Source organism: Paraburkholderia lebeckiae (assembly GCF_014201005.1).
Taxonomy (GTDB): Bacteria; Pseudomonadota; Gammaproteobacteria; order Burkholderiales; family Burkholderiaceae; genus Paraburkholderia; species Paraburkholderia tuberum.
This window is the reverse complement of the sequence record NZ_JACHDK010000006.1, coordinates 361295-374025: the sequence shown is the minus strand read 5'-3', so window position 1 is coordinate 374025 and position 12731 is coordinate 361295. Positions and strand designations below refer to the sequence as shown.

Here is a 12731-nt window from a genome sequence, read left to right as displayed (position 1 = left end):
GATGAGCAGTATCGACCCTAAACAATTCGGCAAGGTGGCGGTGCTGCTCGGCGGTAATTCCGCCGAGCGCGAGGTGTCGCTCAATTCCGGGCGCCTGGTGTTGCAGGGTCTGCGCGACGCCGGCGTCGACGCGCATCCATTCGATCCCGCCGAGCGTCCGCTGTCCGCGTTGAAGGATGAAGGCTTCGTGCGCGCGTTCAACGCGCTGCATGGCGGCTACGGCGAGAACGGCCAGATCCAGGGCGCGCTGGATTTCTATGGCATCCGTTACACCGGTAGCGGCGTGCTCGGCTCGGCGCTCGGTCTCGACAAGTTCCGCACCAAGCTCGTGTGGCAGCAGCTCGGCATTCCGACTCCGCCGTTCGAAGCGGTGCTGCGCGGCGACGACTACGAAGCGCGCGCGAAGGAGATCGTCGCGAAGCTCGGTCTGCCGCTGTTCGTGAAGCCGGCGAGCGAAGGTTCGAGTGTCGCCGTGATCAAGGTGAAGAGCGCGGACGCGCTGCCGGCCGCGTTGATCGAAGCCGTGAAGTACGACCGTATCGTCGTGGTCGAGAAGAGCATCGAAGGCGGCGGCGAGTACACCGCGTGCATCGCCGGCAATCTGGACCTGCCGGTGATCCGCATCGTGCCGGCCGGCGAGTTCTACGACTACCACGCGAAGTACGTCGCCAACGACACGCAGTATCTGATTCCGTGCGGTCTCGGCGCTGAAGAGGAAGCGCGCCTGAAGGTACTCGCGCGCCGCGCGTTCGACGTGCTCGGCTGCACCGACTGGGGCCGCGCGGACTTCATGCTCGACGGCGAAGGCAAGCCGTACTTCCTCGAAGTGAACACGGCGCCCGGCATGACCGATCACTCGCTGCCGCCGAAAGCGGCGCGCGCGGTCGGCATCAGCTATCAGGAACTGGTGGTCGGCGTGTTGGCGCTGACGCTGCAGGAATAACCAAGGCAACCGCAAGCGACACCATGTGGAACAACGTTCGCCAGCTCAATCTTGCCACCAACGCGCTGCACGCGTTGCTGGTGCTCGTGCTGCTGGCGGCGGGCGGTTACTGGCTGATCCAGCGCCCGAATTTCGCGCTGCGCGAGATCCAGATCGACGGCGATACCGAGCACATCAATTCGCCGACGGTACGCGCCGGCGTGGTAGGGCGACTGAAGGGCAACTACTTCACGGTCGATCTCGACGCCGCACGGCAGGCGTTCGAGCAGATGCCGTGGGTGCGTCACGCGAGCGTACGGCGCGTATGGCCGAACGCACTGGCTGTCACGCTGGAGGAGTACAAGCCGCTTGGGACGTGGGGCAGCGATCAGCTGGTGAGCGTCGACGGCGACCTGTTCACCGCGAACCAGGGCGAGCTCGACGGAGACCTGCCGGCGTTCGACGGCCCGGACGGTACGGCGAAGGAAGTCGTCGCGCGTTATCACGACTTCCAGAAGTGGTTCGCGGCGATCAACGCGACGCCCGAGGAAGTGACGCTGTCGCCGCGCTACGCGTGGACGGTGAAGCTGTCGAACGGCACGCAGGTGGAGTTGGGCCGCGAACGCAATCAGGACACGCTGGCCGATCGCAGCAAGCGCCTGACCGCGGCATGGAGCGCGGTGACGCAACGTTGGGGAAAGGATATCGAGAATGCGGACTTGCGCTATCCGAACGGTTTCGCGATTCGTGCCGCTGGCATGCGCTTCATCAGCGAACCCGACAAGGGCAAGAAGTAAACGGACATCACACGCACTGAGCACGCTATGAGTAAAGACTATAAAGATCTGCTGGTCGCCCTCGACATCGGAACGTCGAAGGTAGTGGCCATCGTCGCCGAGTTGAAGGGCGAGGGTCACTACGAGGTGATCGGTCTCGGCCAGAGCGAATCGAAGGGGCTCAAGAAGGGCGTGGTGGTGAATATCGAAGCCACCGTGCAGTCGATTCAGCGCGCGCTCGAGGAAGCCGAGCTGATGGCCGACTGCAAGATCACGAATGTATTCACCGGGATCGCCGGCAGCCATATCCGCAGCTTCAATTCGAGCGGCATGGTCGCGATCAAGGAGAAGGAAGTCACGCAGGCCGACGTCGCGCGCGTGATCGAAACCGCGAAGGCGATCAACATTCCGACCGACCAGCAGGTGCTGCATATCCTCACGCAGGAATTCATCATCGACGGTCAGGAAGACGTGCGCGAGCCGATCGGCATGAGCGGCATCCGCCTCGAAGTGAAGGTGCATATCGTCACCGGTGCGGTCAGCGCGGCGCAGAACATCGTCAAGTGCGTGCGTCGCTGCGGCCTCGAAGTGAACGACCTGATTCTGCAGCCGCTCGCGTCGTCGCTCGCGGTGCTGACGGAAGACGAAAAGGAACTGGGCGTGGTGCTGGTCGACATCGGCGGCGGCACGACGGACATCGCGATCTTCAGCGAAGGAGCGATCCGCCACACGGCCGTGATTCCGATCGCCGGCGACCAGATCACGAGCGACATCGCGATGGCGCTGCGCACGCCGACGCCGGATGCCGAGGACATCAAGGTCGACTACGGCATCGCCAAGCAGGCGCTCGCCGATCCGGACGAGATGATCGAAGTGCCGGGCCTCGGCGAGCGCGGTCCGCGCACGCTGTCGCGCCAGGCATTGGCGGCTGTGATCGAGCCGCGCGTCGAAGAACTGTTTTCGCTCGTGCAGCAAGTGGTGCGCGAGTCCGGTTATGAGGAACTGCTGAGCTCGGGCGTCGTGCTGACGGGCGGCGCGTCGATGATGATCGGCATGGTCGAGCTCGGCGAGGACATTTTCCTGAAACCGGTGCGCATCGGCGTGCCGGAGTACGCGGGCGGTCTCGCCGACGTCGTGCGCAATCCGCGATATTCGACGGCGATGGGCCTGCTCGTCGAAGGACGCTCGCAGCGCATGCGCGGGCGCAAGGTTGCGGTGCAGTCGGGGTCGATGGGACAGGTGTTCTCGCGCATGAAGGACTGGTTCCTCGGCAACTTCTGACCACAGGTTTCGAGAAATTCGCGCTGGTGCCGGCGGCCGGTGCGCGACAGGAGGTTGCCCGATCTCCTGCCGGATAACGCCGAGTGGCAGTAATTTTTTATCTTGACGGAGGCAACATGGAATTCCAGATGCTGGAAACCGAAACGAGCGGCACGATCATCAAGGTCGTCGGAGTCGGTGGCGCTGGCGGCAATGCCGTTCAGCACATGATCAACAAAGGCGTGCAAGGCGTCGACTTCATCGTGATGAACACGGACGCGCAGGCGCTGTCGCGTTCGCGCGCCACCGCGGTGATCCAGCTCGGCAACACGGGTCTGGGCGCGGGTGCCAAGCCGGAAATGGGCCGCGCCGCCGCTGAGGAAGCACGCGAGCGTATCGCCGACGCACTGCGCGGCGCGCACATGGTGTTCATCACCGCCGGTATGGGTGGTGGCACCGGCACGGGCGCGGCACCGGTCGTCGCGCAGATCGCAAAGGAAATGGGTATTCTGACCGTTGGCGTCGTCAGCAAGCCGTTCGAATTCGAAGGCGGCAAGCGTATGCGCGTGGCGGAAGCCGGTTCGCAGCAACTGGAGGATCACGTCGACTCGCTGATCGTCGTGCTGAACGACAAGCTGTTCGAGGTGATGGGCGACGACGCCGAGATGGACAAGTGCTTCCAGTGCGCTGACGACGTTCTGAACAACGCGGTCGCGGGCATTGCGGAAATCATCAACGTCGACGGTCTCGTCAACGTCGACTTCGAAGACGTGAAGACCGTGATGGGCGAGCAGGGCAAGGCGATGATGGGCACGGCGACGGTTGCCGGCGTCGATCGCGCGCGTCTCGCTGCCGAACAGGCCGTCGCGAGCCCGCTGCTGGAAGGCGTCGATCTGTCGGGCGCGCGTGGCGTGCTGGTCAACATCACGTCGAGCCGTTCGCTGCGTCTGTCGGAAACGCGCGAAGTGATGAACACGATCAAGAGCTATGCCGCGGAAGATGCCACGGTGATCTTCGGCGCCGTGTACGACGACGCGATGGGCGACGCGCTGCGCGTGACGGTCGTCGCGACGGGCCTCGGCCGCGCGGCGAAGAAGCAGCAATCTGCACCGATGACGCTGCTGCGCACCGGCACCGACAACCAGCCGATCGGCGCGATGGCGCATGCGGCGTACGCACCGGCGGCAGGCCACGCCAGCACGGCCGACTACGGCGCGCTCGATACGCCGGCGGTGTGGCGCACGTCGCGCGACACGGCAGCCTCGCACGTGCAGGCGCTGCAGGAAAAGGGCGTCGATACGTACGACATTCCGGCATTCCTGCGCAAGCAGGCGGACTGAGCGCACGGGCAGGCTTCGTTGCCGCGTTGCGAGCAGGGTCGCAGACGCAGCGCTGGCGGACGAACGCACGAGCGTGGCGGGTGAACGGCAAGCAGGTCGCTTATCGTCTGATTCGCGGCAGGGGCAACTGCCCTCTGCGGATTCGCGAAGCGGACGAAGTGACTGGCGCCGAACGGCGTTGGCTTATAGTTGAATGGGCCGAACCGAAATTCACTGCGACACGAGGACGTGCGAGCGTGCTTCGCATCGATGCAAAGGACTGAGCATGATCAAGGAAGGTGAAAAGCTGCCCGACGCGACGCTCTTCGAGTACGTCGAAGACGACCGGGCGGGCTGCACGATCGGACCGAACAGCTTCGACGTGCGCGAGCAGACGGCGGGCAAGCGCGTGGTGATCTTCGGATTGCCCGGCGCGTTCACGCCGACCTGTTCGGCCAAACATGTACCGGGCTATGTCGAGCATGCCGAGCAGTTGCGCGCTGCCGGCATCGACGAAATCTGGTGCGTGTCCGTCAACGACGCGTTCGTCATGGGCGCGTGGGGACGCGATCAGCACACCTCGGGCAAGGTGCGCATGATGGCGGACGGTAGTGCGGCTTTCACACGGGCGCTTGGTCTGGAGCAGGATCTGTCGGCGCGCGGCATGGGGATCCGTTCCCTGCGCTACGCGATGGTGATCGACGACGGCGTGGTCAAGACGCTGAACGTCGAGGCTGCCGGCAAATTCGAAGTCAGCGATGCAGCGAGTATTCTCGCCACGTTGAGCTAGTTGCTGACGTCGCACCTTCGTCGCGACCCCGCGCTTATGCCGCGTGGCGTTACGGCAACGGTGATTACGACGCTTTTGTGACAGGCCGTTACGCGGGCCGATGACCGGAAACGCCTCCGTTCCGGGGCATCGGCCCGTCACGCTTTCCGTCGCTGAGCCCAGTGGGTAATGCGGCGAAACAGATTGTCACGTTCCCCGCAAAGACGCTGGTCTGGAGATTGGAGTATAATTCGCGCTATGGAATAAAAAATCCCGATTAGGATTTTCAATCGAACAGAATGCCACCATGTTGAAGCAGCGCACAATTAAATCGATCGTCAAGACTGTCGGCATCGGGCTGCACTCCGGCCGTAAAGTCAATCTGACGCTCCGCCCGGCGGCGCCGGGCACTGGCATCGTGTTTTCGCGCGTGGATTTGCCCACGCCGGTCGACATTCCTGCGTCGGCGATGGCGATTGGCGATACGCGTCTGGCTTCCGTATTGCAGAAAGACGGCGCGCGCGTGTCGACCATCGAGCATCTGATGTCCGCCTGCGCCGGTCTTGGCATCGACAATCTTTACGTCGACGTCACCGCCGAGGAAATCCCGATCATGGACGGCAGCGCGGGTTCGTTCGTGTTCCTGATCCAGTCGGCGGGTATCGAAGAGCAGAACGCCCCGAAGAAATTCATCAAGGTCACGAAGCCGGTCGAAATCCGTGACGGCGACAAGTTCGCGCGCCTCGATCCGTACTTCGGTTTCAAGCTCAAATTCACGATCGACTTCCGTCACCCGGCCGTGGACAAAACCGGTCAGGCGTTGGAAGTGGATTTCGCCAACACGTCGTACGTGCGCGAAATCGCGCGTGCCCGCACGTTCGGCTTCGCGCATGAAGTGGAAATGATGCGTGAGCTCGGCCTCGCGCGCGGCGGCAGCATGGACAACGCGATCGTGCTCGACGAGTATCGCATCCTGAACAACGACGGCTTGCGTTACGACGACGAGTTCGTCAAGCACAAAATGCTCGACGCGATCGGCGACCTGTACGTGGTCGGCCACCCGTTGCTCGCGTCGTACACCGCGTACAAGTCGGGCCACGGTCTGAACAACGCGTTGCTGCGTGAGCTGCTCGCGCACGAAGACTCATACGAAATCGTCGCTTTCGACGACCCGCAGAAGGCGCCGCGCGGCTTCGCGTACGAGACGCAGACTGCGTTCGCATAAAGCCAGCGTAACAGGCAAGCAAATGAAAAACGGCCCCTCGGGGCCGTTTTTTTGTCGAGCGTTCAGCGATTGCGCCGATGCCGCGCGGCCATGCGCGCGAGCGCCTCCTGCAACGGCGAAGGCTCGAGCGATTCGCTCAACGCCTGCAGCGCGGCGGCACCGGCCGGCGTCATGCGCGCCTGTTTTACGGGCGGCGGTTCTTTCAGCGGCTGCGGCCGCACGCGAATCTTCAGCGCCTGCACGGGCCAGCCGCGCTGCTGCAAATCCGCCAGCAGCCGCGGCTCCAGATGCCGCAGACGCGCCGCGAGCGCGTTGTGCGCGGCGAACAGGGCCAGCACGCCCTCCTTGATGAAGCCAGGCTCGACGCTCGTCGCCAGATAATCGGGCAGCAGCTCGCGCAGATCCTTCTCGAGCGCGGCGATCTGCTCGACGCCTGCGCGCAGCGCAGCGAACGCGTCCGTGCGGCCGAGTACCTCGGCAAGCGGTTGCGGACGGCGCCGATCGAACTGCTTCGGCGGCCTTGAAAAGGACGAAAAACGGCTCATGTTTGGGATTGACGACGTGAGCTCGCCCCATGCGCGCTCACGCCGCGATTGTACCGCGCGGGCAGCTTGCGAAGTCGGTCCGCGCCGCGCCGGAGGTTGCCGGGCGGGGCTGGCGGTGGCCGGCGCCGTCACGCCTGCGACACGAGCGCGGCCGGAGGCGCGTGCTAAAATGCCCGATTCGAATTCACTCTTGGACTAAGCCGCCGAGGACTTTCCGACCCAGGCGCGGTATGCGCATAGCGCATACCGCGAGCCAGCCGAAGCCGCGACGCAGACACCGATCCGATGACCACCGGTTTTCTACAGAAGCTTTTTGGCAGCCGTAATCAGCGGCTAGTCAAGCAATATCAAAAGACCGTCGCGGCGATCAATGCGCTCGAGCCGCAGATCGAGCAATTGACGGATGACCAACTGCGCGCCAAAACGGGTGAATTCCGCCAGCGCGTCGCGAGCGGTGAATCGCTCGACAAGATCCTGCCGGAAGCGTTCGCGGTCTGCCGCGAGGCCAGCAAGCGGGTGCTGAAGATGCGCCACTTCGACGTGCAGCTGATCGGCGGTATGGCGCTGCACTACGGCAAGATCAGTGAAATGCGCACCGGCGAGGGCAAGACGCTCGTCGCGACGCTGCCGGTCTACCTGAACGCGCTGTCGGGCCGCGGCGTTCACGTGGTCACGGTCAACGACTACCTCGCGCAGCGCGACGCCGAATGGATGGCGGGTCTCTACAACTTCCTCGGTCTGTCGGTCGGTATCAACCTGTCGCAGATGGAGCACACGGCGAAGCAGCAAGCCTACGCCGCCGACATCACCTACGGCACCAACAACGAATTCGGCTTCGACTACCTGCGCGACAACATGGTCTACGAGACCGACGCGCGCGTGCAGCGTAGCCTGAACTTCGCGGTCGTCGACGAGGTGGACTCGATCTTGATCGACGAAGCGCGTACGCCGCTGATCATCTCCGGCCAGGCCGAAGATCACACCGAACTCTACGTGCGCATGAACGCGTTGCCGCCGCTGCTCGAGCGCCAGATCGGCGAAGAGAAGGCGGACGGCACCGGCGTCGAGAAGCCGGGCGACTACACGCTGGACGAAAAAGGCCGTCAGGTCTTCCTGACCGAGTCGGGCCACGAAAAGGCCGAGCGCCTGCTCTCTGAGTGGGGCCTGATCGGCGACGGCGAAAGCCTGTACGCGCCGCAGAACATCACGCTGATGCACCACGTGTACGCGGCGTTGCGCGCGCACACGCTGTTCTTCAAGGATCAGCACTACGTCGTGCAGAACGGCGAAGTGATCATCGTCGACGAATTCACCGGCCGTCTGATGGCCGGCCGCCGCTGGTCGGACGGTCTGCATCAGGCGGTCGAGGCGAAGGAGCACGTGAAGATCCAGAGCGAGAACCAGACGCTCGCATCGATCACGTTCCAGAATTACTTCCGCATGTACGCGAAGCTGGCCGGCATGACCGGCACGGCCGACACCGAAGCGTACGAATTCAACGAGATCTACGGTCTCGAAACGGTCGTGATCCCGACCAACCGTCCGCCGAAGCGGATCGACAAGCAGGATCAGATCTACAAGACCGCGAAGGAACGCTACGACGCGGTGATCCGCGATATTCGCGAGTGCTTCGAACGCGGTCAGCCGGTGCTGGTCGGCACGACATCGATCGAGAACTCGGAGCTGCTGTCGCATCTGCTGAAGCAGGTCAGCTTGCCGCACGAAGTGCTGAACGCGAAGCAGCACGCGCGCGAAGCGGAGATCGTCGCCGAAGCAGGCCGTCCGCAGCGCATCACGATCGCAACCAACATGGCCGGCCGTGGTACGGACATCGTGCTCGGCGGCAACGCGGAGAAGCAGGCGTCGTTCATCGAGCAGGACGAAACGCTCGCCGCCGACGAAAAGCAGCGCCGCATCCAGAAGCTGCACGACGAATGGCAGACGCTGCACGATCAGGTGAAGGCCGCGGGCGGGCTGCACATCATCGGCACCGAGCGTCACGAGTCGCGCCGGATCGACAACCAGCTGCGCGGCCGCGCGGGCCGTCAGGGCGACCCGGGTTCGTCTCGCTTCTATCTGTCGCTGGAAGATCCGCTGCTGCGCATTTTCGCGGGCGACCGCGTGCGCGCAATAATGGACCGCCTGAAGATGCCGGAAGGCGAGGCGATCGAAGCGGGCATCGTATCGCGCTCGATCGAATCGGCGCAACGCAAGGTCGAGGCGCGCAACTTCGATATTCGTAAGCAATTGCTCGAATACGACGACGTATCGAACGACCAGCGCAAGGTGATCTACCAGCAGCGCAATGAACTGCTCGAAGCGAACGACATCACCGAGACCATCACCGCGATGCGTCACGGCGTGGTCGGCGACATCGTGCATCAGTTCGTGCCGGTGGGCAGCATCGAAGAGCAGTGGGACGTGCCCGAGCTCGAGGAAGTGCTGCGCAACGAATGGCAGCTCGACCTCGCGATCCAGGAAATGATCAACGAGTCGAACTCGATCAGCGCGGAAGAGATTCTCGAAGCGGTCGAGGCCGCCGCGGACGAGGGGTACGAGGCGAAGGTCCAGCTGGTCGGCCGCGAATCTTTCAGCGCGTTCGAGCGCTCGATCATGCTGCAGACGCTCGACCGCGCGTGGCGCGAGCATCTGGCCGCGCTCGATCATCTGCGTCAGGGCATCCATCTGCGCGGCTATGCGCAGAAGAACCCGAAGCAGGAATACAAGCGCGAGGCGTTCGAACTGTTCGCCGCGATGCTCGACGCCGTGAAGCTCGAAGTCACGCGCATCGTGATGAACGTGCAGATCCAGTCGCCGGAGCAGCTCGAAGCGGCTGCGGAGCAGATGGAAGAGCAGGGCGGTCATCTGGAGAACGTCGAGTTCCGTCATGCCGAGTTCGCGGAAGCCGGCGCCGCCGCGCCCGTCGCGGCCGAAGCGGCCACCGCCGCGATGATCGGCGACGCGATGAGCCACGGCCACGGCGCAGCGCCGCAGGCGGCCGTGCACATGAATACCGACAACGTACCGAAGGTCGGCCGCAACGACCCGTGCCCGTGCGGCAGCGGCAAGAAGTACAAGCAGTGCCACGGCAAAATCGCCTGATGGCGATGCGGCGCGCTTCCGGGCGCGCCGTGTCGTCTTTAAGCGCCGTTTGGCCGTTTTGATTTCGCGGGTGACCCGGCAGCACACCCGGGTCGTCAGTTCCGTTTCCCCGATGCCGGCGTCCGCCGGCATTTTCTTCGACAGGTCGCGACCATGGCTGTCAACTTTCCCTCGATCGATCCCGCTCAACTCCACCCCGTCGCGGGCGTCACGCTAGGCTGGGCGGAAGCGAATATCCGCAAACCGAATCGCAAGGACGTGCTCGTCATTTCCGTCGACGAAGACGCGACGGTAGGCGGCGTGTTCACGCAGAACCGCTTCTGCGCGGCGCCCGTCACGGTCTGCCGCGAGAACCTGCAGCGCGTGCGCGCGGGCGGCAAGCCGATTCGCGCGCTGGTGATCAACACCGGCAACGCGAACGCGGGCACCGGTGAGCCGGGCCTCGCGGCGACGCGCGAAACTTGCGCGGAACTCGCGCGTCTCGCCGACATCGCGCCCGAGCAGGTGCTGCCGTTCTCGACGGGCGTGATTCTCGAACCGCTGCCGGTCGATCGTCTGAAAGCGGGCTTGCCGGCCGCGCTCGCGAACCGCAAGGAAGCGAACTGGTACGACGCGGCGCAGTCGATCATGACAACCGACACGCTGCCGAAGGCGAGCTCGCGCCAGGTCACGATCGGCGGTCACACCGTCACGCTGACCGGCATTAGCAAGGGCGCCGGCATGATCAAGCCGAACATGGCGACCATGCTCGGCTTCCTCGCGTTCGACGCGGCCGTCGCGCAGCCGGTCCTCGACGAGCTCGTGAAGCACGTCGCGGATCGCTCGTTCAACTGCATCACGATCGATGGCGATACGTCGACCAACGATTCGTTCATCCTGATCGCGTCGGGCAAATCGAGCCTGCCCGCGATCACGTCCACCGATTCGCCCGCTTATGCAGCGCTGCGCGACGCGGTGACCGAGGTCGCGCAGAACCTCGCGCAACTGATCGTGCGCGACGGCGAGGGCGCGACCAAATTCATGACCGTGCGTGTCGAAGGCGGCTCGAGCGTCGGCGAATGCCGCCAGATCGCCTACGCGATCGGCCACTCGCCGCTCGTCAAGACAGCCTTCTATGCATCGGACCCGAACCTTGGCCGTATTCTCGCGGCCATCGGCTATGCCGGCGTGGACGATCTCGACGTCGGCAAGATCGATCTGTATCTGGACGAGGTGCTGGTCGCGACTGCCGGCGGCCGCAACCCGGCCTACCGCGAAGAAGACGGCCAGCGCGTCATGAAAAAAAGCGAGATCGGCATTCGCGTCGTGCTCGGCCGCGGCAATGCGCAAGCCACGATCTGGACCTGCGATCTGTCGCACGACTACGTGAGCATCAACGCTGACTACCGCTCGTAATCAGCTTCAAAGCGCGGCCGCGGGCCGCCTACTTACCATGGACAAACTCGAACTGTTTCTGAACCGGGCCGAAGCCGTGCTTGGCCGCCTGGAAGCGATGCTTCCGCCCGTCGCACCGGAGATCGACTGGTCGGCCGCGGTCGCTTTCCGCTGGCGCAAGCGCCAGGGGCGCGGCTACTTGCAGCCGGTGCACGCCATTTCGCCGATCACGCTCGACGACCTGCAGAACATCGATCGCCAGAAAGGGTTGATCGAACAGAACACGCGCCAGTTCGTGCGCAGTCAGCCGGCCAACAACGTGCTGCTGACGGGCGCGCGCGGTACCGGCAAGTCGTCGCTAATCAAGGCGTGCCTGAATGCGTATGCCAAAGACGGTCTGCGCCTGATCGAAGTGGACAAGGACGATCTGCACGACCTCGGCGACATCGTCGATCTGATTGCGAAGCGGCCGGAGCGCTTCGTCGTGTTCTGCGACGACCTGTCGTTCGAAGAAGGCGAGTCGGGCTATAAGGCGCTCAAGGTCGCGCTCGACGGCTCGGTGGCTGCGCAGTCCGACAACGTACTGATCTATGCGACGTCGAACCGCCGCCATCTGCTGCCCGAGTACATGAGCGACAACGAGACGTACAAGCACACCTCGGACGGCGAGATTCATCCGGGTGAACTGGTCGAAGAGAAGATCTCGCTGTCCGAGCGTTTCGGGCTGTGGGTCAGCTTCTATCCGTTCAAGCAGGACGACTACCTGACGATCATCGCGCACTGGCTGCGCCATTTCGGTTGCGACGACGCCGAGATCGAATCGGCGCGCGGCGATGCGCTCGTGTGGGCGCTCGAACGTGGCTCGCGCTCGGGGCGAGTCGCGTGGCAGTTCGCGCGCGACTGGTCCGGCCGTAAGACGCCGGCATGAGCGACGCTGACAAAAGCGCCGGCGATGGCGCCGGCAATAGCGTCGGCGCCAACGGCGCGGGCCGTCCGATCACCGAAGTCGCGGTCGGCGTGTTGGTGCGGCCGGATGGACGCTATCTGCTCGCGCAGCGTCCGACGGGCAAGCCGTACGAGGGCTACTGGGAGTTTCCGGGCGGCAAGCTCGAAGCGGGCGAATCGGTCGAGGCCGCGCTCGCGCGCGAGCTGCACGAGGAGCTTGGAATCGAGGTCGAGGCGAGCCATCTGTGGCACACGCTCGAACACGATTATCCGCACGCCTATGTGCGCCTCTTCTTCTGCAAGGTGACGCAGTGGTCGGGCGAGCCGCACGGGCGTGAAGGCCAGGCCTTCGTGTGGCAGAGCTTGCCTGCGGATGTCTCGCCGTTGCTGCCGGCCACGATCCCGGTGCTGGAGTGGCTCGCGGCTGAGAAGAAGTGATTGATTGAAGGCAGTGACTGAAAAAGCCACGCGGTTGCGGGCGCTGTATCGGCAGC

General features: G+C 64.1%; 11 protein-coding genes. 10 read left to right on the top strand and 1 reads right to left on the bottom strand.

Going from position 1 to position 12731, the window contains the following annotated elements:
- Position 1 precedes the first annotated feature (1 nt).
- The 6 genes from HDG39_RS14870 to lpxC all read left to right on the top strand — a co-directional run bounded on the left by HDG39_RS14870 (position 2) and on the right by lpxC (position 6271).
- A complete protein-coding gene (locus tag HDG39_RS14870) occupies positions 2–943 on the top strand; it encodes a D-alanine--D-alanine ligase (protein WP_184006599.1) in 942 nt (313 codons plus the stop codon).
- Between the two features lie 23 nt (positions 944–966).
- Positions 967–1719 carry a cell division protein FtsQ/DivIB gene (locus tag HDG39_RS14865; RefSeq protein WP_184006598.1) on the top strand — a complete coding sequence of 251 codons (753 nt, stop codon included), beginning with the start codon at positions 967–969 and terminating at the stop codon, positions 1717–1719.
- 27 nt (positions 1720–1746) lie between these two features.
- The gene (ftsA, locus tag HDG39_RS14860; protein ID WP_008921172.1) at positions 1747–2979 is read left to right on the top strand and encodes a cell division protein FtsA; all 1233 of its coding nucleotides are present in this window, start codon (positions 1747–1749) and stop codon (positions 2977–2979) included.
- Between the two features lie 116 nt (positions 2980–3095).
- Positions 3096–4298: a cell division protein FtsZ gene (ftsZ, locus tag HDG39_RS14855; protein WP_184006597.1), complete on the top strand. Its 1203-nt coding sequence runs from the start codon at positions 3096–3098 to the stop codon at positions 4296–4298.
- A 265-nt stretch (positions 4299–4563) separates the two neighbouring features.
- Entirely contained in the window at positions 4564–5067 is a 504-nt protein-coding gene (locus HDG39_RS14850; protein ID WP_018421882.1) for a peroxiredoxin, read from the top strand.
- Between the two features lie 286 nt (positions 5068–5353).
- The gene (gene lpxC / locus HDG39_RS14845; protein ID WP_184006596.1) at positions 5354–6271 is read left to right on the top strand and encodes a UDP-3-O-acyl-N-acetylglucosamine deacetylase; all 918 of its coding nucleotides are present in this window, start codon (positions 5354–5356) and stop codon (positions 6269–6271) included.
- A 62-nt stretch (positions 6272–6333) separates the two neighbouring features.
- Here the strand turns inward: lpxC and HDG39_RS14840 are convergent, their stop codons facing one another.
- Complete coding sequence (locus HDG39_RS14840; RefSeq protein WP_090801953.1) at positions 6334–6816, bottom strand: DciA family protein; 483 nt, start codon at positions 6814–6816, stop codon at positions 6334–6336.
- A 285-nt stretch (positions 6817–7101) separates the two neighbouring features.
- On the opposite strand from HDG39_RS14840, the gene secA reads away from it, so the two are divergent.
- From secA to HDG39_RS14820, 4 genes are all read left to right on the top strand, one after another.
- Positions 7102–9918 (top strand): preprotein translocase subunit SecA, encoded by a 2817-nt coding sequence (gene secA / locus HDG39_RS14835; RefSeq protein WP_184006595.1) that lies wholly within the window; start codon positions 7102–7104, stop codon positions 9916–9918.
- Positions 9919–10071: 153 nt separating this feature from the next.
- Positions 10072–11313, top strand: coding sequence for a bifunctional glutamate N-acetyltransferase/amino-acid acetyltransferase ArgJ (argJ, locus tag HDG39_RS14830; RefSeq protein WP_184006594.1), 1242 nt, complete (start codon positions 10072–10074; stop codon positions 11311–11313).
- Between the two features lie 37 nt (positions 11314–11350).
- Entirely contained in the window at positions 11351–12220 is an 870-nt protein-coding gene (locus HDG39_RS14825; RefSeq protein ID WP_184006593.1) for an ATP-binding protein, read from the top strand.
- Complete coding sequence (locus HDG39_RS14820; RefSeq protein ID WP_184006592.1) at positions 12217–12675, top strand: NUDIX domain-containing protein; 459 nt, start codon at positions 12217–12219, stop codon at positions 12673–12675. Before HDG39_RS14825 ends, HDG39_RS14820 begins: the two co-directional genes overlap by 4 nt.
- Positions 12676–12731: the final 56 nt, after the last annotated feature.